22 protein-coding genes, 2 pseudogenes and 1 riboswitch are annotated in these 26,574 nt (G+C 33.0%); of the genes and pseudogenes, 18 read left to right on the plus strand and 6 right to left on the minus strand.

Translation table 11 applies throughout. From position 1 onward, the window contains the following. The first annotated feature begins 32 nt into the window (after window positions 1-32). The 5 genes and pseudogenes from AC1RRU_RS04675 to lqo all read left to right on the plus strand — a co-directional run bounded on the left by AC1RRU_RS04675 (window position 33) and on the right by lqo (window position 6,385). Window positions 33-428, plus strand: coding sequence for a LysR family transcriptional regulator (locus AC1RRU_RS04675; RefSeq protein ID WP_011274765.1), 396 nt, complete (start codon window positions 33-35; stop codon window positions 426-428). Window positions 429-558: 130 nt separating this feature from the next. Beyond that, window positions 559-915, plus strand: a pseudogene (locus AC1RRU_RS04680) (LysR family transcriptional regulator substrate-binding protein); the annotation flags it as partial. 207 nt (window positions 916-1,122) lie between these two features. Further along, window positions 1,123-3,750 carry a pyruvate, phosphate dikinase gene (gene ppdK, locus AC1RRU_RS04685; protein ID WP_016930660.1) on the plus strand — a complete coding sequence of 876 codons (2,628 nt, stop codon included), beginning with the start codon at window positions 1,123-1,125 and terminating at the stop codon, window positions 3,748-3,750. A 1-nt stretch (window position 3,751) separates the two neighbouring features. Further along, window positions 3,752-4,582, plus strand: coding sequence for a pyruvate, water dikinase regulatory protein (locus AC1RRU_RS04690; protein ID WP_053022025.1), 831 nt, complete (start codon window positions 3,752-3,754; stop codon window positions 4,580-4,582). 309 nt (window positions 4,583-4,891) lie between these two features. Further along, complete coding sequence (lqo, locus tag AC1RRU_RS04695; protein ID WP_033079707.1) at window positions 4,892-6,385, plus strand: L-lactate dehydrogenase (quinone); 1,494 nt, start codon at window positions 4,892-4,894, stop codon at window positions 6,383-6,385. Between the two features lie 58 nt (window positions 6,386-6,443). Here the strand turns inward: lqo and AC1RRU_RS04700 are convergent, their stop codons facing one another. Next, window positions 6,444-7,148, minus strand: a complete 705-nt coding sequence (locus AC1RRU_RS04700; RefSeq protein ID WP_037570950.1) for a GntR family transcriptional regulator — start codon at window positions 7,146-7,148, stop codon at window positions 6,444-6,446. 219 nt (window positions 7,149-7,367) lie between these two features. Between AC1RRU_RS04700 and AC1RRU_RS04705 the strand changes: the two genes are divergently transcribed. The 4 genes from AC1RRU_RS04705 (at window position 7,368) to AC1RRU_RS04720 (ending at window position 10,851) form a co-directional block, all read left to right on the plus strand. After that, window positions 7,368-8,807 carry a 6-phospho-beta-glucosidase gene (locus AC1RRU_RS04705; protein ID WP_033079709.1) on the plus strand — a complete coding sequence of 480 codons (1,440 nt, stop codon included), beginning with the start codon at window positions 7,368-7,370 and terminating at the stop codon, window positions 8,805-8,807. A 171-nt stretch (window positions 8,808-8,978) separates the two neighbouring features. After that, window positions 8,979-9,830: a class I SAM-dependent methyltransferase gene (locus AC1RRU_RS04710; RefSeq protein WP_033079710.1), complete on the plus strand. Its 852-nt coding sequence runs from the start codon at window positions 8,979-8,981 to the stop codon at window positions 9,828-9,830. A gap of 12 nt (window positions 9,831-9,842) precedes the next feature. Next, window positions 9,843-10,163 (plus strand): YciI family protein, encoded by a 321-nt coding sequence (locus AC1RRU_RS04715; protein ID WP_033079711.1) that lies wholly within the window; start codon window positions 9,843-9,845, stop codon window positions 10,161-10,163. A 109-nt stretch (window positions 10,164-10,272) separates the two neighbouring features. Beyond that, window positions 10,273-10,851, plus strand: a complete 579-nt coding sequence (locus AC1RRU_RS04720; protein WP_037570947.1) for a PadR family transcriptional regulator — start codon at window positions 10,273-10,275, stop codon at window positions 10,849-10,851. A gap of 201 nt (window positions 10,852-11,052) precedes the next feature. Here AC1RRU_RS04720 and AC1RRU_RS04725 read toward each other — a convergent pair whose 3' ends face one another. Next, window positions 11,053-11,943, minus strand: coding sequence for a fructose bisphosphate aldolase (locus AC1RRU_RS04725; RefSeq protein ID WP_011274776.1), 891 nt, complete (start codon window positions 11,941-11,943; stop codon window positions 11,053-11,055). Between the two features lie 173 nt (window positions 11,944-12,116). Here AC1RRU_RS04725 and AC1RRU_RS04730 point away from each other — a divergent pair, with 173 nt between their 5' ends. The 3 genes from AC1RRU_RS04730 to AC1RRU_RS04740 all read left to right on the plus strand — a co-directional run bounded on the left by AC1RRU_RS04730 (window position 12,117) and on the right by AC1RRU_RS04740 (window position 15,173). Then, window positions 12,117-12,599 carry an AAA family ATPase gene (locus AC1RRU_RS04730; protein WP_016930664.1) on the plus strand — a complete coding sequence of 161 codons (483 nt, stop codon included), beginning with the start codon at window positions 12,117-12,119 and terminating at the stop codon, window positions 12,597-12,599. Between the two features lie 185 nt (window positions 12,600-12,784). Beyond that, window positions 12,785-13,531, plus strand: a complete 747-nt coding sequence (locus AC1RRU_RS04735; protein ID WP_011274778.1) for an HAD family hydrolase — start codon at window positions 12,785-12,787, stop codon at window positions 13,529-13,531. Between the two features lie 316 nt (window positions 13,532-13,847). Further along, window positions 13,848-15,173 carry a putative glycoside hydrolase gene (locus AC1RRU_RS04740; protein ID WP_048668166.1) on the plus strand — a complete coding sequence of 442 codons (1,326 nt, stop codon included), beginning with the start codon at window positions 13,848-13,850 and terminating at the stop codon, window positions 15,171-15,173. Window positions 15,174-15,212: 39 nt separating this feature from the next. Here the strand turns inward: AC1RRU_RS04740 and AC1RRU_RS04745 are convergent, their stop codons facing one another. Beyond that, complete coding sequence (locus tag AC1RRU_RS04745; RefSeq protein WP_210423035.1) at window positions 15,213-15,839, minus strand: LPXTG cell wall anchor domain-containing protein; 627 nt, start codon at window positions 15,837-15,839, stop codon at window positions 15,213-15,215. A 199-nt stretch (window positions 15,840-16,038) separates the two neighbouring features. Further along, window positions 16,039-16,464 carry a hypothetical protein gene (locus AC1RRU_RS04750; RefSeq protein WP_048668164.1) on the minus strand — a complete coding sequence of 142 codons (426 nt, stop codon included), beginning with the start codon at window positions 16,462-16,464 and terminating at the stop codon, window positions 16,039-16,041. A gap of 147 nt (window positions 16,465-16,611) precedes the next feature. After that, a riboswitch (SAM riboswitch) is annotated at window positions 16,612-16,718 on the plus strand. A gap of 112 nt (window positions 16,719-16,830) precedes the next feature. Here AC1RRU_RS04750 and AC1RRU_RS04755 point away from each other — a divergent pair. Further along, entirely contained in the window at window positions 16,831-17,646 is an 816-nt protein-coding gene (locus AC1RRU_RS04755; protein WP_033079716.1) for a MetQ/NlpA family ABC transporter substrate-binding protein, read from the plus strand. Window positions 17,647-17,887: 241 nt separating this feature from the next. Then, on the plus strand, window positions 17,888-19,225 hold the full coding sequence (locus AC1RRU_RS04760) for an aspartate aminotransferase family protein (RefSeq protein ID WP_053022603.1): 1,338 nt from the start codon (window positions 17,888-17,890) through the stop codon (window positions 19,223-19,225). Between the two features lie 53 nt (window positions 19,226-19,278). On the opposite strand, the gene AC1RRU_RS04765 is transcribed toward AC1RRU_RS04760, so the two are convergent. Beyond that, on the minus strand, window positions 19,279-20,730 hold the full coding sequence (locus AC1RRU_RS04765; RefSeq protein WP_016930671.1) for an APC family permease: 1,452 nt from the start codon (window positions 20,728-20,730) through the stop codon (window positions 19,279-19,281). A gap of 741 nt (window positions 20,731-21,471) precedes the next feature. On the opposite strand from AC1RRU_RS04765, the gene alsS reads away from it, so the two are divergent. The 3 genes from alsS (at window position 21,472) to AC1RRU_RS04780 (ending at window position 25,034) form a co-directional block, all read left to right on the plus strand. Beyond that, window positions 21,472-23,136, plus strand: a complete 1,665-nt coding sequence (gene alsS, locus AC1RRU_RS04770; protein ID WP_011274786.1) for an acetolactate synthase AlsS — start codon at window positions 21,472-21,474, stop codon at window positions 23,134-23,136. Between the two features lie 34 nt (window positions 23,137-23,170). Then, window positions 23,171-23,875: an acetolactate decarboxylase gene (gene budA, locus AC1RRU_RS04775; protein WP_011274787.1), complete on the plus strand. Its 705-nt coding sequence runs from the start codon at window positions 23,171-23,173 to the stop codon at window positions 23,873-23,875. A 271-nt stretch (window positions 23,876-24,146) separates the two neighbouring features. Next, window positions 24,147-25,034, plus strand: a complete 888-nt coding sequence (locus AC1RRU_RS04780; RefSeq protein ID WP_016930672.1) for a zinc ribbon domain-containing protein — start codon at window positions 24,147-24,149, stop codon at window positions 25,032-25,034. A 135-nt stretch (window positions 25,035-25,169) separates the two neighbouring features. Here the strand turns inward: AC1RRU_RS04780 and AC1RRU_RS04785 are convergent. Further along, window positions 25,170-25,409 (minus strand): annotated as a pseudogene (locus tag AC1RRU_RS04785) (CocE/NonD family hydrolase C-terminal non-catalytic domain-containing protein); the annotation flags it as partial. 115 nt (window positions 25,410-25,524) lie between these two features. On the opposite strand from AC1RRU_RS04785, the gene AC1RRU_RS04790 reads away from it, so the two are divergent. Then, window positions 25,525-26,118 (plus strand): TetR/AcrR family transcriptional regulator, encoded by a 594-nt coding sequence (locus tag AC1RRU_RS04790; protein WP_011274789.1) that lies wholly within the window; start codon window positions 25,525-25,527, stop codon window positions 26,116-26,118. Window positions 26,119-26,574 lie beyond the last annotated feature (456 nt).

Consider the following 26,574-nt stretch of genomic DNA (forward strand, 5'->3'; position numbering starts at 1 on the left):
ATAACTTAAAGTTATGATTTGAGGTGTAGTGTTTGGAGATTACAAAGCTCAAATATTTTAAAGTGGTAGCTAATATGAATAATATTTCAGAGGCGGCAAAGCGACTGAATATTTCTCAAGCAGCACTAAGTAAGGCGATTGCATCAATTGAAGATGAGTTGGGTGTGGCATTATTTGACCGGAAAGGCAGACATATCTACTTAAACCGATATGGTGAATTAATGCTGAATTATATCGATAGTGCATTTAGGGAATTAAATGAAGGAGAACGTATAATCAAAGAATTAACAGGTATCGAAAGTGGTCAAGTTACTTTTGCAGTAACATTTCCACATGTTATGCCATTACTCATTCAAAATTATGTGTCACGACATCCCAATATTAAAATTAAGCAATATCAAGCAATATCTGAACGGGCAATCATTTGATTTTAAATAACGAAGTAGATTTTGCTATATCATCTTCTAAAATTGAACATCGCGATATAAGTTGGGAACCTATCATACAAGATGATATTTATTTAACTGTTAGTAAAGAACATCCTCTCTCTCTCAATGTACTTCTCTTGAATTAACACAAATTAAAGATGAACGATTGATAGGTCAAATTGAAGGTTATGGTTTTCGAGATACGATAGATTACATTTTAAAACAAGAAGGGATTGTTCCTAATTATCAAGTAGAGGTTGAGGATTCGAGCGCTATTTTAAAACTAGTAGCTATGAATATAGGCATCTCATTCACACCCAAACAAGCCTTAAGAAATTTGGATAAGCAAATTGTAGCAATACCTATTAACAATGAACATTGTTATCGGGAGATTGGTTTAGCTTATAAAAAATCTCATTACTTTACAGAAGTAGCATCGTCATTTAAGACTTTTGTGACTGATTATTTTCAAAATCATATCAATTAAACTGAATAAATATGAAAATAGTATGACACAATTAAAGCGTGCATAATAGACATTCAATTACTATTGTAAGTCCATTTTGTGCTCTAATTGTGTCTTTTTTATAAATCTTGAAACTAAATGTGATGTTTTTAATTGTATTTATCTTGATTATATGACATACTCTATATTAATTAGTATGACATAATAATTAATTGAGGTGACATTATAATGACGAAATATATTTATGCTTTTGATGAAGGACAAAAATCGATGAAAGATTTACTTGGAGGTAAAGGTGCTAACCTATCTGAAATGAAACGTTTAGGTTTACCTGTGCCAGATGGTTTTACAATAACAACTGCCGCTTGTATAGAATACTTAAGACAAGGTAAATCATTATCAACTGATGTAAAAACACAATTAATTGATCATCTTGCTGACTTTTCAGAGAGAACTGGGAAAGCATTCTCATCAGATGCTAACTTATTACTTGTATCTGTACGAAGTGGTGCGAAAATATCGATGCCTGGTATGATGGATACAATTCTTAACTTGGGATTAAATGACGATAACGTAAAGAAACTTGCAGATAAAACAGGTGATGCTCGCTTTGCATATGACTGTTACCGTCGCTTACTACAAATGTTCGGTGAAGTGGTATACAACGTTCCGATGCAAGCATTTGATACATATTTTGAAGATTATAAACAACGTCACAACTTTGAAAATGACGCTGCAATTACAGCTGAAGGTTTACAAGAAATTTGTGAACGTTTCAAAGACATTTATATGGAAGAAGTTTATAAACCGTTCCCTCAAGAACCTTTGAAACAATTAGAAGAAGCAATCGAAGCGGTCTTTAAGTCTTGGGACAATGACCGTGCACGAATTTATCGTGATTTAAATGATATTCCACATGACATAGGTACTGCTGTTAATATCCAAGAAATGGTATTTGGTAATAGTGGTAATAATAGTGGAACAGGTGTTGCATTCACTCGTAATCCTGTGAGCGGAGAAAATAAATTATTTGGTGAATATTTATTAAATGCACAGGGTGAAGATGTCGTAGCTGGTATCCGTACACCAAAAGACATTTCAACTTTACACGATCAAATGCCTGACGTACATCAAGAATTTGTTGAAGTAACGAAACAACTTGAACAGCATTATAAAGATATGCAAGATATTGAGTTTACGATTGAAAATGGAAAGTTATACTTATTACAAACTCGTAATGGTAAACGTACGGCACGTGCAGCAATTAAGATAGCAGTAGATTTAGTAGATGAAGGTGTCATTAAAAAAGAAGAAGCGATGTCAAATGTTGATGTGAAATCAATCGACCAATTATTACATCCTAATTTTGATGAAAAAGCACTAAAACAAGCGACTGAAATTTCAAAAATAGGTTTACCTGCAAGTCCAGGGGCTGCTACAGGACAAATTGTATTTTCAGCTGAAGATGCTAAGGCACAAGCTGATGCAGGTAAGAAAGTTATCTTAATGCGTCCGGAAACGTCTCCTGAAGATATTGAAGGTATGATTGCGAGTGAAGCAATCGTAACAACACACGGAGGTATGACATCTCACGCAGCAGTTGTAGCTCGTGGTATGGGTAAATGTTGTGTGACAGGTTGTTCTGATTTAGAGATCAATACTGTAGCAAAGACAGTTTACTATGATGGTGGGGAACTTCATGAAGGCGATACAATTTCAGTTGATGGTTCTAAAGGTGACATCTACATAGGTGAGATTGAAACAGTGAGTGCTGAACACAGTGAAGAGTTCACTCAATTTATGGAATGGTCAGAGGATATTGCACGCTTGAATGTTCGAATGAATGCAGAGACGCCTCAAGATATTAAAGCGGGTTATGACTTTGGTTCTAAAGGTATTGGTTTAGTTCGTACGGAGCATATGTTCTTCGGAGCAGAACGTTTAGTTGAAATGCGACGATTTATTCTTTCATCTTCATATGAACAACGAGTAGAAGCTTTGAATAATATTCGTAAGTATCAAGTAGAAGACTTTGAAGCAATATTCCGATTATCTGGAGAGCGTCCTACAATTGTCCGTTTGCTTGATCCACCGTTGCATGAGTTTTTACCTAATTCAGATGAAGATGTTGAAAATGTTGCACGACAACTCAACATTCCTAAAGAAGTATTGAATAAACGCATTGTAGATCTTCATGAAGTGAATCCAATGCTAGGACACCGTGGTTGTAGACTTGCAATCACATACCCTGAGTTATATGAAATGCAAGTTGAAGCGATTATGGGAAGCGTATTAAAACTTAAAAAAGAGGGTATAACATGTAAACCTGAAATTATGATTCCGCTAGTATCAACTGTGGAAGAATTCACAACGCTTAAAGAGAAATTGGTTAAAACCATTGAACAATTAGAGGATGAACAAGGTGACAACGTACCATATTTAATTGGTACTATGATTGAAACACCGCGCGCATGTTTAGTAGCAGATGAATTAGCAAAACATTGTGATTTCTTTAGCTTTGGTACAAATGATTTAACGCAATTGACATTTGGTTTCTCAAGAGATGATGCAGGTAAATTTATAAATGTGTATACTGAAAGTAATATATTGAAGCTTGACCCATTCCAAACGTTAGATAGAGATGGTGTCGGAAAATTAATCGAAATTGCAGTTGAACAAGCTAAAAAAGTGAATCCGAAAATCAAAATCGGTGTTTGTGGTGAATTAGGTGGAGATGCTAAGTCTATTCGTCGTTTCAATCAATTAGCGATAGACTATGTTTCATGCTCACCATTCCGTGTTCCAGGTGCAATTTTAGCAACAGCTCAGAGTCAAGCGGAGGAAAGCGAGCAGTAAAGTGAACGAAACTCAATCAAATGAACAAATTCTAAAGTTATTTATCGTATCAGATTCCATTGGCGAAACAGCACAACGAATGATTCATGCAACATTAACACAATTCCCTGATTTGCATAATGTTGAAATTAAGAAATTTCCATATATTAAAGATGAAGAGGAATTCTTAAATATTTTAAATTTAGCACGTGAACAACATGCGATTGTAGCGACGACGTTAGTAAGTGAATCCTTTAATGCATTGGGACATCAATTTGCGCATGAACATGATATTCCTTATGTTGACTACATGTCTGGTTTAATCAGCATTATTGAGAAGGTAACACACAGTCAACCGCTTATGGAGAGTGGTGCGTTACGTAAATTAAATGATGAATATTTCAAGCGTATTGAAGCGATTGAATACTCTGTTAAATACGATGATGGTAAACATTTTACTGATATTGGAGAAGCGGATGCATTAATTGTCGGTGTGTCACGAACATCTAAAACACCATTAAGTATGTATTTAGCTAACAAAGGTTATAAAATAGCTAATATACCATTGGTACCTGAAATTGAAATTCCTGATAATGTTTATAAACAAAAAGGGTTAAAAGTATTTGGATTAACTGCGAGTCCACAGTATATTGCAAACATACGAAAGAATCGTGCTGAAACGTTAGGCTTATCCAGTGAATCACGATACAATAACTTGGATCGTATTAAAAAAGAACTTGTATATGCTGAGGAAGTCTTCAAGAAATTAAATGCGACAGTCATCAATACGGAATATAAATCGATTGAAGAGTCAGCATTCTATATTGAGAAGTTTTTACAACCTAAATTGTAATTGCAAGAATAAAGAAGTATTTGGTTACAGTTTTATAAGGTTAAAATGAGATGAATTTAAACACTTAGTTGCATATCTGTAACTAGGTGTTTTCTTATAAAAAATAGGTAGCGTTGATGCGTTCATTTTCATATAAAAAAATAATTTTAATTAAGTTTCGCAATTTACAATTTACCATATTTGTTTTAACATAGAAATGAAAGGCTTAACAATCTTAATATAAAAAGATATTACTTTATATTAGGGAGAAAGAGTAGTAAGTAATAGCTTTTTAGTTGTTAACTAATAAATTTGGAGAGGTGTACAACCATGGCAGAATCAAAAGACGTCATTTTAATTGGTGCGGGTGTCTTAAGTACAACATTTGGTTCTATGTTAAATGAGCTTGAGCCTAATTGGAATATCAAGCTTTATGAACGTATGGATCGACCAGGTCTTGAAAGTTCTAATGAACGCCACAACGCTGGTACTGGTCATGCTGCACTTTGTGAATTGAACTACACTGTTCAACAACCTGATGGTTCAATTGACATTGATAAAGCAAAAGAAATCAACGAAGAATTTGAAATTTCAAAACAGTTCTGGGGTCACTTAGTGAAAGCAGGACATATTGAGAATCCAAGAGAATTTATTAATCCTCTTCCACACATTAGTTTTGTTAGAGGCGTTAACAATAAAGAATTCTTGAAGAAACGTTATGAAGCAATGAAACAATCACCAATGTTCGATAACATCGAATATACTGAAGACATTGAAGTAATGAGAAAATGGATTCCATTAATGATGCAAGGTCGCGTTGATGACGGCAAAATGGCTGCTAGTAAAATCGACGAAGGTACAGACGTTAACTTTGGTGAATTAACACGTAAAATGGCACGTCACTTAGAGTTAGACGAGCATGTTGAAGTTAAATATAGTCACCAAGTACTTGATTTTGAACGTTTATCAAATGGTAAATGGCAAGTTAAAATCAAAGATCTTAAAACTGGTAGCGTATTTGAAGAAGTTACTGACTATGTATTCATTGGTGCAGGTGGTGCTGCAATTCCATTACTACAAAAAACAGGCATCCCTGAAAGTAAACATTTAGGTGGATTCCCTATTACTGGTCAATTCTTAGCATGTACAAATCCACAAGTAATTGAAGCACATGATGCGAAAGTATATGGTAAAGAACCACCAGGTACACCACCAATGACAGTACCTCACCTTGATGCTCGTTATATCGAAGGTAAACGTACGTTATTATTTGGACCATTTGCAAACGTTGGACCTAAATTCCTTAAAAATGGCTCAAACTTAGATTTATTCAAATCTATCAAACCTTATAACATTACAACGATGTTAGCTGCTGCAGTTAAAAACTTACCATTGATTAAATATTCATTTGATCAAATTATCATGACTAAAGAGGGTTGTATGAACCATTTACGTACATTCTACCCTGAAGCTCGTGATGAAGATTGGGAATTATACACAGCAGGTAAACGTGTACAAGTAATTAAAGATACTGAAAAAGAAGGTAAAGGATTTATCCAATTCGGTACAGAAGTGGTTAACTCTGAAGATCATTCAGTGATTGCTTTACTTGGTGAATCACCAGGGGCATCAACTTCAGTATCAGTAGCTTTAGAAGTTCTTGAGAAAAACTTCCCAGAACAAATCGGCCAATGGAATGCTAAAATTAAAGAAATGATTCCATCATACGGTCAATCATTAATTGAAGATGTTGAATTAATGAGAAAAATACGTCGTCAAACGTCTAAAGATCTTGAATTAGGATACTATGAAGACGCTAAATAAGATGTGTTAATAATAAGTAAGAGTCGCTTGAGAGTTTATAGCTCAAGCGACTCTTTTTTTAACTTTCTATAGGTATAAAGAAGTTGGCGTATTTATAATGATAAACAATCTTTGAATAATCAAAAGGTAGTCCTTTATTAGTGTAAAAGGTTAAATCATGACGCATACAAGGATCATTTGGATTGAGATCCAATTGTGGTGCTTCACGTTCAGTAAGAAAATCAATATAGAAATAGATATCAGAAAAACCGATATTAATCTTAAGCTGTGCTTGTAGATAGTCGAATATTGAATGTTCTGCACTGTCATGATCAAGGTGAGTAACTAATGTTTTATTGAAGTAAGATGTTTCAATACATAAAGGGTTATGATCTAAATAGCGAATACGTTCGACATAATAAACTTCTTCATCTTGTTCCGTTAAACGTAAGTGCGCTCTTACTTCATCATTAGGTTTTATCGTTTCAAACGTTAAAACTTTACTTGTGATTTGATGGCCTTGCAGATTATCTGAGAAACCCTTTGTTTTCAAAAGGTTGATATACCCTGATTTATTTTTATTTCGTACATAAATTCCACTGCCTCTTGTTTGGAAAATCATACCATCTCTTTGGAGTATCGCTAATGCTTTAATGATGGTACTTTTGCTAACCTTATATCGTGCTTTTAATTGTTCGACACTTGGAAGTTTATCACCAACATTATATTCATCATTTGCAATGGCACTTGTAATATCTTGAGCAATTCGTTCGTACTTTAACATCATTTGACTCCCTTAATGCGTAATTTATTTTTATTATAACAAATGTAAAACACTATTAGTAAATTGTACCGGTATAATTTTGATTATTCTGTTTACAAATTGTACCGGTATAATTACAATAGATTTTGAAAAGGCTTTCGTATTGTTGTTAATGATAAGATTATGAAAGTAGTTAAAAAGTAAAACACTAATGAAAAAATTATAAAGGAGTTTTGGAACATGTCTAAATTACCTAATGATTTCTTATGGGGTGGCGCTTTAGCGGCTAATCAATTCGAAGGTGGCTATGATCAAGGTGGAAAAGGACTAAGTGTCATTGATGTTATGACAGCTGGGGCACACGGTAAAGCACGTGAAATTACGCAAGATGTAGAACCTGACAAATATTATCCAAATCATGTTGGCATTGATTTCTACAATCGTTATAAAGAAGATGTGAAAATGTTTAGTGACATGGGTTTAAAATGCTTAAGAACATCAATTGCTTGGACTCGAATTTTTCCAAAAGGTGACGAAGTTGAACCCAATGAGGAAGGTTTACAATTCTATGATGACTTATTTGATGAGTTATTAAAATATAAAATTCAACCTGTTATCACACTTTCACATTTTGAAATGCCGTTACACTTAGCTCGTGAATATGGTGGTTTCAGAAATCGTAAAGTGGCAGATTTCTTTGCACATTTTGCAGAAACAGTATTTAACCGTTATAAAGATAAAGTGAAATATTGGATGACATTTAACGAAATTAATAACCAAATGGACATTAATAATCCAATCTTCTTATGGACAAACTCAGGTGTCTCATTAAAAGAGGACGATAATAAAGAAGAGGTATTGTACCAAGTAGCACATAATGAATTAATCGCTAGTGCTAAAGCAGTTAAGATTGGTAAAGAAATCAATCCTGAGTTCGAAATTGGTGCGATGATTTCACATGTTCCAATCTACCCATATAGTTGTAATCCAAATGATATTATGGAAGCAGAAGTGGCTAGTCGTATGCGTTTCTTCTTCCCTGATGTTCATGCGCGTGGTTATTACCCAGGTTATGCAACGAAGATGTTTGAACGTGAAGGTTTCGACATTGGTTGGCAAGAGGGTGATGATGAAATTTTACGTGATGGCAAAGTGGATTACATTGGATTTAGCTACTATATGTCAACTGTCGTAAAACATGATAATGAAGCAAGTGTCGAAGATAATATCGTTAATGGTGGTTTACCTAATTCAGTAGATAACCCTTATATTAAGAAGAGTGATTGGGGTTGGGCAATCGATCCAGTAGGGTTACGTTATATATTAAATGCCTTATATAATCGCTATCAAATTCCATTGTTTATTGTTGAAAATGGCTTTGGTGCCGTGGATGAGTTTGATGAAAATGGACAAATCCATGATGATTATCGTGTAGATTATTTACGTGAACATATCAAAGCAGCTATTGATGCAGTTGACAAAGATGGTGTTGATTTAATGGGCTACACACCATGGGGTATTATTGATATCGTGTCATTTACAACAGGTGAAATGAAAAAACGTTATGGCTTAATTCACGTAGATCGTGATAATGAAGGAAATGGCTCACTAGAACGTACAAAGAAAGACTCATTTGACTGGTATCGTAATGTGATTGAGTCAAACGGTGAAGAACTGTAACTTTTGAAATTGTTAGGAATAATAGAATACAACATAAGCTTTCAATCATTTTCAAAGCGTAGCTAACTTGCTTTGGATTGGTTGAAAGCTTTTTTAATGAGAATGCGAATTAGTTTATGAACTATACAAGAGTGGTTAAGATGAGGGTATCAAATGAAAAGGAGATTACTTATGACAAAAGATATATTTAGTAATCAATATTGGGAGAAAGCGTGGGAAGATGACCCTAATACTCAGGATAAAAGGATGAAACGTGCAGGTTTAGGTGATCCATCGGCACCAGGTTTTGAAAAGTGGGCAGAAAACTTTAATAAAAATTCTTTTACTGAAGAAAGCCAGCACCGTACGAAACGGATTATGAATTGGATTGAGCAACAAACAGGTCGATTTAGTAATTTAAGTGTATTAGATGTAGGGGCTGCGTCAGGAGTGTTTAGTGTCCCGTTTGCTAAAGAAGGTGCTAAAGTTACAGCGTTGGAACCATCGCCAATTTTACATGACATGTTAAAAGATAATGCAAATCATTACGGTGTAACACTTAAAACATTAAATCAATCGTTTGAAGATGCTCAACTAGAAGAATTAGGGCAGCATGATTTAGTTTTTGCGTCAATGTGTCCAGCAGTGACTACGTGGGAAGCGGTTAGCAAGGCAATCGATATTGCACAGAAATTTGTTTATGTCAGTTTAATTGCAGGACCTAAGGAAAACTCAATTGTCGACGAAGTCGTGGCATTTTTAGACGAAGAAAGTCAACCTATGACGGCGGATATGTATTATTTATTACAGTTGTTATACTTTAATGATTATACTTATGAAACATTAATCGAACGCCATACGCAACATAATGACAAACCAATTGAAGATGTGATGCAGCAATTGCCACAATGGTTAAAAGAAGTAGAAGTAGAACTAGATGAACAGCAACTTGCAAGCGTAGAACACTATTTACGAGATAAATATGGCGATACCATACCTGTTATCACTGGGGGTAAATTTGGTAAAGTATTGATTCACGTTTAGAGGAGGCATTCGATGAAACACTACATCGTAAAATTTGAACATACTGATTTAAAAAGATGGAAAAAGTACGTTGTTCCACATGTTTTATATTTGAAGAAATTAATCAAACAAGGACATTTAATCGTTTCTGGTCCTACAGTGAATGCGCGGAAAGATATAAAAGAAGCTTATTTAATATTTAAAGTTAAAAATCGAGACGAATTAATGACATTACTTGAGAAAGATCCATTTTGGTATAAGGGATTGGTTTCAAATTATACCATTGAAGAGTGGAAACCATTATTCGGTAATCTCGAGCAACTCACAAACGAGGAATTTAATGATGAAGAATAATCGTAAATACTATTCTGACAGGGTTTGTTGGGGTGGTATTTATTTTTGTTAAAAAACATAACGATATATCGAAAAAGTAATTATTTAAATAAAAAAGGTGATTTTAATGATGTTTAGAAGACATATGCAAGATATAAGACAAAGAATGGATCATTTTGAACAATTTGGTAGAAGTAAAGGGCCACAAGGATTTGAGAGATTTGGTGGTTTTGGACGCCGTGGTGGAGGTCGAGATAGATTCTTCAAAAAGGGAAATTTACAATTTATAATTTTACAAATGTTAGAAGAGGAATCACGTCATGGTTATCAAATCATTAAGGATTTAGAAGAACGTTTCAAAGGATTCTATTCACCGAGTCCTTGTTCAATTTATCCAATATTACAAATGTTGGAAGATAGAGACTTTGTATCGATTTCTAAAGAAGGTAACAAAAAAATCTACACAATTACAGATGAAGGTAAAACTTTTTTAAAAGAGAATGTAGACCAAGATGAATTTACAAAACGCTTAGAACAATTTAAAAATGTAGATTTTGAACAGATGAAAGCATCTCGTGAACAATTACAAGGATTATTTCATGGATTTATGAAAGCAAGTCAAAGCGCATTACAAGATGAAGAAAAACAAAAAGAATTAAATGTATTTATTGAGGAAACTAAACAAAAATTAGAACGTTTCTATAAATAGTGAATATTAGAAAAGCCGGCCGGTTGAAATAACCAGTCGGCTTTTAAATATTCGAGTGAAGTTGTAGAGCACTTCGCCGGAATGATAAACGGGCTACGAAAAGCAGATCGTTTGACAATAATACGCTAATCGCTAAAATCAAAGAGCGATTTTTGCTCATAGCTCGTTATTGCTCACGATCTGAACGCTTTTCTTCGCACCTTAGTTTTTATTTACTGATGCGTCGTAGATAGAATCTACTGCGTCACCTAATGCTTTATCAAATTCTTCTTGTGATTGGCTAGCACGTAAGTCACTTGCTAATGCACGTGAGAAGCTTGCGATTAATTCATCATTGTCTTTCAATAATTTGTTAGCTTCGTCTCTGCTGTAACCACCTGATAATACAACCACGCGTACAACATTTGGATGATCTGCTAATTCTTTGTATAAGTTAGCTTTAGTTGGGATAGTTAATTTTAACATTACTAATTGATCATCGTTTAAAGCATCTAAGCCTTTTTTAAGTTCAGCTTTTAATACTTCTTCAATTTCAGCTTTATCTTTAGCGTTAATGTTAACTTCAGGTTCAATGATTGGTACTAAACCTTTAGCAATGATTTTTTTAGCGAATTCAAATTGTTGTTCAACAACATCTTTGATACCTTGTTCATTTAATTCTAAGATATTAGAACGCATTTTAGTACCGAAGATATGACGTTCAACTGCACGGTCTAAAGTATCGTCTAAATCATCGATAGGTTTCATTAATTGAACACCGTTTTGTTGTTCAGCTAAACCTTTGTCGACTTTTAAGAAAGGTACAACACCTTTGTCTGCTAAGTAGTCACCAGTGTATTTGCCTTCAACTTCACGATCCATAGTTTGTTCGAAAAGGATAGCACCTAAAATTTTGTCTGGAGAGAATGAAGGTGAAGTTACAACTCTAGTACGCATATCGTGCACAAGTTGGAACATTTCGTCATCATTGCTATATTCGTCCTCGTTTACACCATACTCTTTTAATGCTTTAGGAGTACTACCGCCACTTTGGTCTAATGCTGCGATAAAACCTTTCCCATTTGTCATTTTTTCTAATTGTTCTTTATTCATTACTCTTTCCACTCCTTTAATTAACTTTCATATTTATTATGATAAAAATAAAGATCATTCTCAAGTTATAAAACTTATATTTATTGAAAATTCATATTTTACAGTTTATAGTTTCATAAATTAGACGTATTTAGCGATAATAAAGTAAATAAATCTTATTAAGTGAGGGGAAAATGGAAAAACGTATTTTAATTATTGGAAGTCCAGGCTCTGGTAAATCGACATTAGCTCATCATTTACATAAAATGTATGGCATACCTTTATATCATATGGATATCATCAATTGGATTGATAACAAAACGACGATTAGTCAAGAAGAATTAATTGAACAGCTTAATCAAATTATTGCTAAAAATACTTGGATTATTGATGGTAATTATTCGGACACACTACCTTTAAGGTTGAAGAGAGCAACTGACGTTATATGGTTAAAAGAACCTAGATGGAAGTGTATTTACCGTGTCATAAAAAGGGTGATTATTCACAATTTGAAACGTCATCGTATTGGGGGTAATCCGAATACAATTAGTTTTGAATTTATAAAATATGTGTGGCAATTTCCTGAAAATAATAATGAATTCATCAAGTTACAACAATTGAAAACGCAAGATCATATTAAATGGGTTATAAGTAATTCAAGTCTCAAAAACTTATAACATAATCATTAAGATGGTCATTAGTTTAAAAAATACCTACAAATATTTAACATAGTTTCTTATTATTAACGACATAAAAACGAACTATTTATATAAAATGTGAATGATAGTTCGTTTTATGTTATCATTTATTTTAAAGTAGGGAGTTTTTGAACCCTTCATTCATTTAAAAAGGCGTGTGAGTAATGATTAAAAAAGTAAAATTGGTTATTTTTGATTTAGATAATACGCTATTTTCTTTTAATAAATTATGGATAAAAGCGAATAAAGATACGTTTGAAACGTATACGTTGTTTAAAGATATAGATTATAGTGACTTTATGAAATTATTTGAAAAATATGATTTATACTTTTGGAAACAGCATGATGAAGGGGTTATTACCTTAGATGAATTGCGAGAGTTAAGACTAATTAAAACTTTACAGCATTTTGATATAAATATTTCTCGCGAAGAAGCTAACGAGTATTTCGAATCCTTTTTTACTAAGCTACTGTCTAGTATAACTGTTAATAGAAAAATGAATGATTTACTTATGACCTTGAAAGAAAATGTAAACATCGCCATACTTACTAATGGAAAGATTAAAGAACAGAACACTAAAATTGATAATCTCGATATTAGAACAATTTTTGAGAAGAATATTTTTATATCTGAAAATATAGGTTGCGAAAAGCCTGATCCTAAAGCATTTTTAAATGTCACGTCTAGATTAAACGTTAATTCTGAAGAGTGCTTGTTTATAGGAGATTCTTATAGAAATGACATCATGGGAGCGTTAAATGTTAATATGGCTGCCATTTGGTTAACGAATTCTGATAAAGATACAGAATTAAATGTAAAAGATGGTCTTTATTGTTGCGAAGATAATATAGAAGTTCTATTAAAAAAGCTCCTTGATGATGAATATAAAGATTTAACAATTTATAACTAGTTTAATATGAAAAATAGAGTGTATAGAAAGTAACTATTTTCTGTACACTCTATTTTTATGCGTGATGGACAATTCTCATCTCAGAACTCTTGTAACATAATCAGGGTATCATTAATTTTAAAAAATTAAATGTATGCAAATATTAGATGATTTATTATATAAAATTTTGCCAAATTGATTAATAGTACATAAAGTATGCTATTCTATAAGAAAGTTAGGTTCTCTTATTTAGGATAATTAAACTATTTAAATCGCTTACTATTCTAAATAATGAGAGCCTAATTATACATATAAAGCATATTCGGAGGCTAAGGGAATGAAAAAGAACAAAATATTTGCTGTATTAACAACAAGTGCTTTGTTACTCGCTGCGTGCAGTAATGGTGATAATTCATCTAGTAGCGGGCAAAAAGGGGACAGCCAGAAGAACGAACAAACTAACAGTCAAAGCGAGAAATTAAAAAAGAATAATGACAAAAATAAGAATGAGAATAAAGTCGATTACCCTAAAGATGGCGTTAAAGGTATTTATGTCACAAGCAATTCGACAGAAGGCGATAAGATTGATGAATTAATTAAGTTCATTAAAGATTCTAAATTAAATACAATGGTTATCGATGTTAAAGATGATGAAGGTAATATCACAATGAAACTTAACACTGGAAATAAACAAGTAGATAAGAACACATTAGATATTGTAGATGGTAAGAAATTGTTGAAAAAATTGCATAATAACAATATTTATCCAATTGCTCGTATCGTTACATTTAAGGATACTAAATTAGCTGAAGAACATCCTGAGTGGTCATTTAAAGAAAGTGATGGGTCAGTTTGGACTAATGGTAAAGGCGATAGCTTTGTTAACCCATTCATGAAGGAAGTATGGGATTATGATATTACTGTCGCTAAAGCAGCAGCTAAAGCTGGATTCCAAGATATCCAATTTGACTATGTGCGTTTCCCAGAAGGCTTTGAAAATGAAGCAGACAGTTTAACTTATAGTAAGGGTGACTACAAAAATAGCAAGTTAAGTTCAGGTGATCAACGTGTTGATACAATTACAAAATTCTTAGAACATGCTAATAAAGAGTTGAAACCAATGGGTGTTAACGTATCGGCAGACGTATTTGGCTATTCTGCATTAGTTAAAAACGCACCAGGCATTGGTCAAAGTTTCCCTAAAATGTCTGAAAATGTAGATGCGATTTCATCAATGATTTATCCTTCACATTGGAGTAACGGTGACTTTGGTTTAGATGCTCCGGATACAGAACCGTACAAAACAGTAAATCGATACATTCAAAAAGAAAATAGTTTACTAGATTCACTAGGTAAGAAAAAACCAATTTCTCGTCCATGGATTCAAGATTTCACAGCATCATATTTAGGTGATGGTAATTATATTGATTATGATGCCAAAGCAGTATCTGAACAAGTTCAGGCTTTAAAAGATAATGGTGTGAATGAGTTCTTACTATGGAATGCGGGTAACGAATATACTGAAGGTGCAAACTATAATCCTAAAAAAGGTAGCGCGAAAGAACGTGACCCAGAAGGTGTAGAGCAAGATACAAAACAGCAAGACAATAAAGACGACAATAAAAAAGATAGTACTGAAGAGAATGGGAACAGCAATCAATAATAAAAAAGGCGAGATGACTTTGAAGTCATCTCGTTTTTTCTATGAGATTTTTTTATGAGATTGTTTAGCTACTAACGCACCGCCTAGTAATAAGAAAATGCTACCTAATAATTGAATGGATTGTTCACTGTCTGAATGACCAGTTTCAGGTAATGAAGATTGAGCATTTGTGCTATTATGGTTACCTTGTTTTTTTACTGATTGAGACGAAGGCACTTCGTTAGATTTAACGTTACCGACATAATATGAATTTAATTCACGCGCACAATCTACAGAATTAATTTTAGATGCTTCTTCCTTTAGATCATCTAATTCAGCAGCATTTGCAATACCGTGTTCAACATATGTTTCTCCACTTTGAAGTTGATTAAAGTTACTATATTTATCATTTTTATATTCGACTTGGCCATTTTTATGAACTTTATAAACCCCTAAACCAGCATTTGCTTTATTATGGCTTTTAATTTCAAAATAGTCCCCTTTGTCGATTACTTTTCCAAAGTTTTGTAAATCTGGATTACCTCCACTATTTGATAACGCCTCTGAAGCAACTTCTTGTGCGTTATTCTTAGTAACGATATCAGCAGCAAAAGCTTGATGTCCACTAAAAGCAGTTAATAATACTGTACTTGAAATAAGTGTTGACGCAAATAGAGAAACCTTCATCACAATGAAAACCCCATTTCATTATTTATCTTTTACAGCCTTAGTGTAACACTCAGAATTAATTAAAATAGGGGTTTAAAGTAAACCATATTGAAACTTTAAATTAGCTTAAAGAATGACATATTTGTAAAGTTAGATTTACAATATTAAAGTTTTTATGAATATAAGTAATCGTGATACTAAATTTAATGATGCTAACTTACCATTTCTTTTTAGAAAAGTAAGGGATAGACCATGCCATGCAAACAGTGAAAATCAAATGTGCAATCATCCATAAACCGTATTCTGTCCAACTAAATTGAAAAAATGAACGTTGTGCCAATAGAATAAGTAATGGATATAATATTAGAAAAATGATGATCAGTAATAAATAACTTATTTTGTAAAAAGGTTTGAAAAATTTATAAATAATTAGAAATGTGATGTAAATTAAAAATCCAATGACAATATGAATCAATAGTTCTAAAATCAGTGGTGTTTGATTTGGGTCAGCAATGAAATCGATATTGATTAATAACAAGGTTAGGTGCGTCGTGTGTGTTACGACATCTATAGTAAACATGATAAGCAATAATAAAATGCTAATCAGTAATGCACTAAGAAAGTGGTAGCCGTATCGTATCATAATTATCCATCCTTCAAATGAGTTTAACAAGCTATTCCCTATGATGAAGGAAATCACACATTTTAAAAATTTAGAATATTTAAAAAATGATATTGACCCAAACACTATCCAATGCTAATATAATAACAATTCAATAAAACTTGTTAACTCTTATCAAGAGTGGTGGAGGGATGTGCCCTAAGAAGCCCAGCAACCGTCGTTTAACGAAATGGTGCTAATTCACATAAAGTAGACAATACTTTAAGAGATAAGAGAAAGTGTATCGATACTTTCTCTTAAATAATAGAAAGTATTTTTTTATGTCTTCTAACTATTTAAGAGTTGAAGTGTAATTGAATCATTATTAAAAAAGAGGTGTCGATATACATGAAAAAATGGTTAAGTGTTATAAGTATTTTAGTTTTAGTTATTGTATTAGCTGGATGTGGCAAAGATAAAGAGGATAATAAAAAAATCACGGTTGCTGCTTCACCTGCACCCCATGGAGATGTGTTGAAGAAAGCTAAAGAACAATTAAAGAAAAAAGGTTATGATTTAGAAGTTAAAGAGGTAAATGATTATAAAGTGCCAAATAAACTATTAGATAAAGGTGATGTAGATGCGAACTTCTTCCAACATGTACCTTATTTAAAAGCTGAAAAGAAGAGTCATGGATATAAAATAGAAGAATTAGGTAAAGTATTTACAACTCCAATGGGCGTATACAGTAAAAAATATAAAAATCTAAAAGATATTCCTGAAGGTTCAACGATTTATGTTTCAAATAATCCAGCGGAAGAAGGACGATTTTTATCATTCTTTGTAGATGAAGGTCTCATTAAGTTGAAAAAAGGTGTCAAAATTGAAGATGCTAAGTTTGAAGATATCGCTGAAAATAAAAAGAATTTAAAATTCAATCATCAACAAGGGGCTGAGTTTTTACCAAAGACATATAAAAACGGTGAAGGAGCAGCAGTGATTATGAATTCTAACTATGCCATCGATAATGGTTTGAAACCTTCTAAAGATGCAATTGTTATGGAAGGTAAATCATCTCCGTTTGCCAATATTATTGCTGTACAAGAAGGACATAAAAAAGATAAAAAGTTCCAAGAATTATTAAAAGTTATGCAATCGAAAGAAATTAAAGATTATATTAAGAAAGAATATGGAGACGATGTAATTCCATACGAAAGTAAATAATTATCCATATTAAACTACCCGCAAAGTAATAGCTTTGTGGGTTCTTTTTAAAAAAAAATAATAAATACCAAAAATTATAAACTTTAATTATTTTTGATTATTCAGAAAATATTTACAAATCTGACAATTATTAGTAATATATTGAATATTATCACTTAAATAGTGTTTATTTAGAGGGCCGTAGAACTTTTCAAATAGAGGGAAGCAAAAGGGATGGTCTATCTTGGGAGGATGAGCCGATATGAGTAAAGCAGAGGAATTAATTAATGAAGATGGGAAATACTTCGCCGCATCAGGGAGAATAAAATACTATCCATTAGCCATTGACCATGGTTATGGTGCGACACTAGTAGATGTGGATGGTAAAGAATATATTGATTTATTATCAAGTGCAAGTTCACAAAATGTAGGACACGCACCTAAACCAGTTACTGAAGCGATTAAGAAACAAGCTGAGAAATTTATTCATTATACACCAGCATATATGTATCATGAACCAGCAGTAAAATTATCTAAAAAGCTATGTGAAATTGCTCCAGGTGACTATGAAAAGCGTGTAACGTTTGGATTAAGTGGGTCTGATGCGAATGACGGTATTATTAAATTTGCGAGAGCTTATACGGGGCGCCCTTACATTATTAGTTTCACAAATGCATATCATGGGTCAACATTTGGGTCATTATCCATGTCTGCCATTAGTTTAAATATGCGCAAACACTATGGACCATTATTGAATGGATTTTATCATATTCCATTCCCTGATAAATATAGAGGGATGTTTGAGCAGCCAAATGCAAATACAGTTGAAGAGTATCTTGCACCATTAAAAGAAATGTTTGCGAAATATGTGCCAGCGGATGAAGTGGCTTGTATAGTTGTAGAAACAATCCAAGGTGACGGAGGTCTATTAGAACCTGTAGATGGTTACTTTGAGGCATTAGAAGCGTTATGCCGTGAACATGGTATTCTAATTGCTGTAGACGATATTCAACAGGGGTTAGGGCGAACTGGTACATGGAGTTCAATTGATCACTTTAATTTCACACCGGATTTAATTACATTTGGTAAATCACTAGCAGGTGGATTACCGATGTCTGCTATTGTTGGTCGTAAAGAAATCATAGAGACACTTGAGGCACCGGCACATCTATTTACAACTGGTGCGAATCCTGTAAGTTGTGAAGCGGCTTTAGCTACATTAGGTATGATTGAAGATGAAGATTTATTAACTGCTAGTTCTGAAAAAGGGGCTTACGTGCGCAAGCGAATGGATCAATGGGTGAATGATTATGATTTCGTTGGAGATGTGCGTGGTAAAGGTTTATCAATTGGTATTGATATCGTATCAAATAAACAAGCTAAGACGAGAGCTTCTGAAGAAGCACTTAAAATATGTAATTATTGTTTTGATCATGGTCTTGTATTGATTGCAGTAGCTGGTAATGTACTACGTTTCCAACCACCATTAGTTATTACGTATGAACAATTAGATTATGCTTTAAATACAATAGAGAATGCATTGCAAGCGTTACAAGATGGACAACTGAATAATTATAATATTGATGGTCAAGGCTGGTAACACGAAAAGAAGCACCTATCTCAATCGATGAGACAGGTGCTTTTTCATTTGTATTAATCTTTTGGTACGACGTAGTCCTCTTCTTCATTTTTCTTAGAATGTCGAACACCATAACTTAAATAGATTATGATACCAACAACGAACCAAATTAAAGTATATAGTTTAGCATCGAAACTTAATCCCCAGAATACAAGTAATACTAAAATAAATGTGATTATTGGTAGTACAGGGAAGAACGGTACTTTAAACGATGGTTCAGGTAAATCTTTACCTTCACGTTTTCTTAAACGATACATTGCAAGAGACACAAACATAAATGCGACTAATGTTCCTGCTGAGATAAGTTGTGCCAAGAATGCAAATGGGAACATTGAACCAATTAATACACCAATAATAGTTAGGATTAAAAGTGCTCTGTTTGGTAGATGTTTATGGTTTAATTTTGATAACCAAGGTGGTAATAAACCATCACGACCAAATGAATATAATAAACGTGATCCTGCTAACATCATACCAATTAAAGCGGTGAACATACCGATTACTGAAATAGCTTGAATGACAGCAGCAATAATACCGTGGCCACTTTGACGAAGTGCCCAACCTACAGGTTCAGCATTACCAGCGTATTTAGAATAATGGAACATACCAACCAATACTAAAGCTACACCTACGAATAATACTAAAGCGACAGCTAATGAACCAAGAATACCACGAGGCATTGTTCTTTGTGGGTTGATAGCTTCTGCAGAGTTGGCTGCGATTGAATCAAATCCAATATAAGCTAAGAAAATCATAGAAACCCCAGCATAAATACCTTGCCAACCACCGAAATCACCATTTTCAGTCACTTTATGTTCTGGAATAAACGGAACATAGTTAGATGCTTGGATAGCAGTTAAACCTACGATAATGAACAATACGATTGCAAATACTTTTAAGATAACTAAGACGTTTTCTACACGTGCTGCTTCAGTCATACCACGTGATAAAATGATTGCAGTAATAATGATTACAACAGCAGCGATAATATCAATCACACCACCATCAGCTCCGAATGGATTCGATAATGCTTTAGGCAATACGATACCTAATGGTGATACGAGTCCTCTTAAATTGGCAGAGAATCCGGATGCTACAAAGGCTACGGCAATAAAGTATTCAGCTAAAAGTGCCCAACCTGCGACCCAACCTGAAAATTCTCCAAATAAAACGTTAATCCAAGAATAAGCTGAACCGGCGAAAGGCATTGTTGATGCCATTTCGGCATATGAGAAGGCAACTAAACCTGCAACAATCGCTGCAAGTAAGAATGATAATGCAACAGCAGGGCCTGCATGTTCAGCGGCTACAACGCCAGGCAATGTAAAAATTGCAGTTGATACAATCGTACCAACACCTAATGCAAGAAAATCTCGAACGCGTAATGTACGTTTTAAATGACCATCTTTATTTTGATAGATTGTGGGATCTTCTTTTCGAGTTAAATTTTTGAAAAAACTGGCCATAATCATGAACCTCCACTTACTTAATATATTGAGTTATAAGATTAGCTTGTTATCTCTAGAATATTTATTATATTAGCACAAAACTTTGTATTTTTGTCTAAAATTTCTGAAAATTTTAAGTTTTCTTACTTTTTATAAAATGACAGAGTGTAACAAGGAAATTTTAAATGATAGATTTGATTATAACAGATTAATAAGAAATAAAAACAACAAAAAAGAGTAAAATCATCCATAAAATATAAAAAGTGGTCTTTTGGTCGGGATTAACATACTAAAAATACACAATAAGTCAAGTAATTAGACCTTTATTTAGTGGTATTTTACTAAAAAATTAAAGTTTGTTGACCTATTCCATTATGGAATAGGTTCTATCGAAAATATGTATTTTATTAATAGTTCAGAACATACTATAATTAGTCATGTAATAAAGTTACATCATATTTAAATGCTTCTATTTCGTGTAGTAAATCCATCCCCTTATATTGTATTAGCATAATAGTGCTGAACTTTATGATTTATTACACCAATTGACATAGATAGAAGACTCCCATCTCGCATTTAAATATGTATCCCTAACTGAGATTACTAGCAACAATGAAATAATGAAGTAACTTTAAATATAAAGAAGCCACAACTCATGTAACTAAGTCTTTCCCTCTTTTTCCCTTAAAAAATAGACATGTAGGTGGCTTCTTTTTAATATTAAAATTTAAAACGGAACTTGAAAGGATATGAATTCAGATGACTAAAGAAAACTATTCTGCTGCAAACATGGTCATTGATACTTTAAAAAATAATAATGTAGATTACGTATTTGGTATTCCAGGAGCTAAAATAGACTATCTCTTTAATGCTCTTGAAGATGATGGTCCAGAACTTATTGTGACACGTCACGAACAAAATGCTGCCATGATGGCACAAGGTATCGGTCGTTTAACTGGTAAACCAGGTGTGGCATTAGTAACGAGTGGCCCTGGAGTAAGTAACTTAACAACTGGATTATTAACAGCGACTTCAGAAGGTGATCCAGTGTTAGCTATCGGTGGTCAAGTTAAACGTAACGATTTATTACGTATGACGCATCAAGCAGTAGATAACGCTTCTCTTTTAAGATCATCTACGAAATATAGCGCAGAAGTACAAGATCCTGAGTCTCTATCTGAAGTAATGACAAACGCTATTCGTACAGCGACTTCAGGTAAAAATGGTGCAAGTTTTATTAGTATCCCACAAGATGTTATTGAGTCTCCAGTAACATCTAATGCAATTGATTTATGTGAACAACCACAACTAGGTGTTCCAAATTCAGAAGACATTCAAGACGTTATCAAAGCTATAAAACATGCGAAATTCCCAGTGTTGCTAGTAGGTATGAGAAGTTCAAGTGAGAAAGTAACAGAAGCAATTCGTCAATTAGTTGCTAAATCAAATTTACCAGTTGTTGAAACATTCCAGGGTGCCGGTGTACTTAACCGTGAATTAGAAAATCACTTCTTCGGAAGAGTCGGTTTATTCCGTAACCAAGTAGGTGACGAATTATTAAGAAAAGCTGACTTAGTTGTTGCAATTGGTTATGATCCAATTGAATACGAAGCAAGTAATTGGAATAAAGAATTAGATACAGAAATCATTGTTATTGATGAAGTACAGGCTGAAATCACTAACTTTTTACGCCCTAAAAAAGAATTAATTGGCAATATTGCAGGGACAATTCAACTCCTATCTGAAAATGTGCATGAACCTATTATTAATCAAAATCGTTTAGATGACTTAGAACGTTTGAGAGCAGAAGTCATTGAAGCAACAGGTATCAAGTACACACATGAAGATGGCGTAATGCATCCATTAGAAATTATTGAAACAATGCAAAAAACACTAACTGACGATACAACTGTTACTGTAGACGTAGGTAGCCATTATATTTGGATGGCACGTAAATTTAGAAGTTACAATCCAAGACATTTACTATTTAGTAATGGTATGCAAACACTTGGTGTTGCTCTACCTTGGGCAATCGCAGCTGCATTAGTTCGCCCAAATACTCAAGTTGTGTCAGTAGCTGGAGATGGCGGTTTCTTATTCTCAGGTCAAGATTTAGAAACAGCCGTACGTAAAAATCTAAACATCATCCAATTAATTTGGAATGATGGAAAATATAATATGGTAGAGTTCCAAGAAGAAATGAAATATAAACGTTCAGCTGGAGTTGAATTTGGGCCAGTTGATTATGTGAAATATGCTGAATCATTCGGTGCAAAAGGGTTACGTGTTACTAATCAAGAAGAATTAGAAGCCGCTTTAAAAGAAGGCTATGCAACTGAAGGCCCTGTATTAATTGATATCCCAGTGAATTATAAAGACAATATCAAATTATCAACGAATGTATTACCAGATTCTTTAAATTAATTATTAGTCAAACAAACATAGGAGTGAATATTCAATGAGTCACGTATTATATCAACATGGTACTTTAGGTACATTAATGGCAGGTCTATTAGAAGGAACTGCGTCTATCGATGAACTATTAGAACATGGTGATTCAGGACTAGCTACATTAACAGGTTCTAATGGTGAGGTTATCTTTTTAGATGGTGAAGCATTCCATGCTAACGAGCACAAGGAGTTTAAGAAACTAAATGGTGATGAAATGACGCCATATGCAACAATTACACGTTTTGAAGCAGATCAAACATATCAAACTTCAAATAAAGACTCTGAAACAGTGTTAAACGAAGTTAAAGAACATATGTTAAGTGATAACTTATTCTCTGCAGTGAAAATAAGCGGTACATTTAAAAAAATGCACGTACGCATGATGCCTAAACAAGAGCCACCTTACACTAGATTAATTGATTCAGCACGTAGACAACCAGAGGAAACGCGTGAAGATATTAAAGGAACAGTTATTGGATTCTTTACTCCAGAATTATTCCACGGTATTGGATCAGCTGGCTTCCATATTCACTTTGCTAATGACGATCGCAACTTTGGTGGTCATGTATTAGACTTTGAAGTAGACGATGTAACTGTTGAAATACAGAATTTCGAAACATTCGAACAACATTTCCCAGTTAATAATAAAACATTTACAGAAACAGAAATTGATTATGCAGATGTAGATGCAGAGATTAGAGAAGCTGAATAATTAACAATCATAACTATAGAAGGGAGTAGGACAGAAATAATATTTTCTCAAAATTTATTTCGTAGTCCTACCCCGGCAAGGATGACTAGGTTTGAAAAAAGCTTGATTCAAGCGCATTTTCAAATCAGTCATCTACTGACAAAATGATAAAATAGGCTGAGACATTTTATTTTGTCCCAGCCTCTTTTTTAATTTATAAAATATAATATATGACACAATATAAAATAATGGTATAATAACTTAGAATTTTATATTTATGGAGGTAGCCCTAATGCAATGTCCAAATTGTGGTCAGACATATCAACAAGGAGATCAATATTGCGGTAGTTGTGGTAATAAATTAAATGGTTCATTATCTCAATCAACGCAATCGACAACAGAATCATTCAATTCGGAGATTCAATCTACAAGTCATTCTACAGCTATTAAGCAAGAACAAATTAATGGAGAACAGAATCATAGTGAGTACGATCGTGGTGAATTTGCACATAGATATATGTCTTATGAACACCGTTATGCTGAAGGTCCATTCACGATTAAGGTGAAATCGACCTTTAATGAAAGTAAGCAATTTCTTAAGCAAGCTTTTACTTCTCATGATGTAGTGATGAAAGGGAATAAGTCATTTAGTATTACTTTGCTATCATCATTAGTTATTATTGGTTTACTTATATTGGGAATGTTATTACACCTACTTTCAGCAAGTTTATTTGATGGTTATTTTGTTGATACTGCAACAATTATCTTGAAATTTGTATTAACTACTATGCTAGCACTTGCGTTTTTATTTATCGTAACATTCGCCGTTATTCGCTTAATGATAGTAGAAAGCATTTCCTTTAAAAAGATTTTATCTGATTATATATTAGTTAATACATTATCAGTAAGTATACTATTTTTAGGATTTATTGTGTTTTTCTTTGAAATGTATATTTTTAGTGGTATATTGATTGCCTTTTCAGTGATTTTACTTTTAACATCATCAGTTTATTTAATTTCAAAATATAGTGTAAATCATACGTTACGTTTTGCGAGTTTCTATAGTGTTATGATTTTCTTTGTTATTATTGGATTTGCCTTACATTTATTTGGTTCAACTATCATTCATCGATATGATGATTTAGGTATTTTACATCAATTATTTTGGCGTTGGCTCTAATAATTGCGTGGGATAATTATTAATGGTAGATGATATATAAATTTAAAAGCCAGTAAGTGAATTTTTTTAATTCATCTGCTGGCTTTTAGGTATTGAGAAAAGGAATATGTTTAATGTTTGTTTTACTTTAAATAATTATTCAATTACTGGAATAATTAAGTGTGAATCATAACCGCCACCAGTATAAACAAGGTGATTGCCTCTGTTTACTGTATCTTCGTGTTCATAACGTGTTTTCATATTAGGTAAAGGGGTGCTATTACCTTTGATAATTTCGTTACCTTTAACAACAACTGCTAATGACTCATCTTTTTTAAATAAAGTACCAGATGGTAATAATTCTATTTCGACTGGCACGATTTCATTTGGGCTAACTTATGTTAAACCGTAACGTTGAACGTTACAACGATCAATATGCATGCAATTGTACGAAAACCAACAAAGCCGATATAATTGTACAAAAACAAACATTTAAAGTGAGGTCTATCAAATGACTCAGGATCGTAGAATTAGAAAATCTCAACAAGCGATTAAAACAGCATTCATAGATTTATTACATAAGTATGATTTCAATGATGTTACTGTACAACAAATTACTGATTTAGCTGATATTAACCGTGGTACATTTTATACGCATTATTTAGATAAATATGACTTGCTAGACAAGATGGAAGATGAACATGTAGATATTGTGCGTAATTTTATTAAAGAGAGTAAAAAGAGTAGTGGTGGAAAGTTCTCAACAGAAGACTTAAGACATATAATGGAATTTCTTATTGCACATATTGAAGAAAATATAACGTTTTATCAATTAATGTTCAAAATAGGCACTGAATCTAGATTGCATGAAAAATTATATGGCTTGCTAACGAACTATTTAAATAGTTTTACTAATTTAGATGGTGATATTAGTGGTATACCTTTCTCATATTTTATGAGCTATGTTTCAGGTGCAGGATTATCGTTCTTAAGACATTGGGTTGAGGATGGTAACCGCATCCCTAAAGAAGATTTAATTCAATACTTCTATGATATTGTTAATAATGGACCAGCTACAATTATACAAAGAGAGATTAATAAATAATGTATGGCTTCTAATTACTGATATTAGTGATTAGGAGCTTTTTAATTTTAAAAAGATTATTATAAATTGTTGAATTAAGCATATATTATTGAGTTTTATATAATAGCATACGATGTATAATGAAACGCATAAAAATGAGGGAACCTATTACGTTGTTATGTATCTCTAACTCTATGAATCCAATTGGGAGAGAGGGGGGAGCATGATGACAATAGATATAACGGTTCATCTCCCATTAAATGACATTCTATGTATCTTGGGTTATATAATTATTTTAATATTTGAAATAAAGTATAAAAAATAACGTTTTCTTAACTCGCAATTAAGAAAGGTTCTATAATAAATTGGACTGATGACAAAATTCATCAGTCCAATTTTTATGTTTTTGAATAGAAAAAAGGCGCAATTACCTCTATAATTATTAGCTACCAAACAAAATAAAAAAGAAAGGTAATG

This window comes from Staphylococcus sp. GW821-FHT11H10, from assembly GCF_058807855.1.

Excerpts from the sequence above, each read along its gene's own strand:
- AC1RRU_RS04700 (WP_037570950.1), bottom strand. The coding sequence starts at position 7,148 with ATGTTAAAGTACGAACGAATTGCTCAAGATATTACAAGTGCCATTGCA.
- ppdK (WP_016930660.1), top strand. The coding sequence starts at position 1,123 with ATGACGAAATATATTTATGCTTTTGATGAAGGACAAAAATCGATGAAA.
- AC1RRU_RS04730 (WP_016930664.1), top strand. The coding sequence starts at position 12,117 with ATGGAAAAACGTATTTTAATTATTGGAAGTCCAGGCTCTGGTAAATCG.
- AC1RRU_RS04715 (WP_033079711.1), top strand. The coding sequence starts at position 9,843 with ATGAAACACTACATCGTAAAATTTGAACATACTGATTTAAAAAGATGG.
- AC1RRU_RS04780 (WP_016930672.1), top strand. The coding sequence starts at position 24,147 with ATGCAATGTCCAAATTGTGGTCAGACATATCAACAAGGAGATCAATAT.
- AC1RRU_RS04705 (WP_033079709.1), top strand. The coding sequence starts at position 7,368 with ATGTCTAAATTACCTAATGATTTCTTATGGGGTGGCGCTTTAGCGGCT.
- AC1RRU_RS04735 (WP_011274778.1), top strand. The coding sequence starts at position 12,785 with ATGATTAAAAAAGTAAAATTGGTTATTTTTGATTTAGATAATACGCTA.
- lqo (WP_033079707.1), top strand. The coding sequence starts at position 4,892 with ATGGCAGAATCAAAAGACGTCATTTTAATTGGTGCGGGTGTCTTAAGT.
- budA (WP_011274787.1), top strand. The coding sequence starts at position 23,171 with ATGAGTCACGTATTATATCAACATGGTACTTTAGGTACATTAATGGCA.
- AC1RRU_RS04750 (WP_048668164.1), bottom strand. The coding sequence starts at position 16,464 with ATGATACGATACGGCTACCACTTTCTTAGTGCATTACTGATTAGCATT.
- AC1RRU_RS04720 (WP_037570947.1), top strand. The coding sequence starts at position 10,273 with ATGTTTAGAAGACATATGCAAGATATAAGACAAAGAATGGATCATTTT.
- AC1RRU_RS04765 (WP_016930671.1), bottom strand. The coding sequence starts at position 20,730 with ATGGCCAGTTTTTTCAAAAATTTAACTCGAAAAGAAGATCCCACAATC.
- AC1RRU_RS04745 (WP_210423035.1), bottom strand. The coding sequence starts at position 15,839 with ATGAAGGTTTCTCTATTTGCGTCAACACTTATTTCAAGTACAGTATTA.
- AC1RRU_RS04725 (WP_011274776.1), bottom strand. The coding sequence starts at position 11,943 with ATGAATAAAGAACAATTAGAAAAAATGACAAATGGGAAAGGTTTTATC.
- AC1RRU_RS04710 (WP_033079710.1), top strand. The coding sequence starts at position 8,979 with ATGACAAAAGATATATTTAGTAATCAATATTGGGAGAAAGCGTGGGAA.
- AC1RRU_RS04760 (WP_053022603.1), top strand. The coding sequence starts at position 17,888 with ATGAGTAAAGCAGAGGAATTAATTAATGAAGATGGGAAATACTTCGCC.
- AC1RRU_RS04755 (WP_033079716.1), top strand. The coding sequence starts at position 16,831 with ATGAAAAAATGGTTAAGTGTTATAAGTATTTTAGTTTTAGTTATTGTA.
- alsS (WP_011274786.1), top strand. The coding sequence starts at position 21,472 with ATGACTAAAGAAAACTATTCTGCTGCAAACATGGTCATTGATACTTTA.
- AC1RRU_RS04740 (WP_048668166.1), top strand. The coding sequence starts at position 13,848 with ATGAAAAAGAACAAAATATTTGCTGTATTAACAACAAGTGCTTTGTTA.
- AC1RRU_RS04790 (WP_011274789.1), top strand. The coding sequence starts at position 25,525 with ATGACTCAGGATCGTAGAATTAGAAAATCTCAACAAGCGATTAAAACA.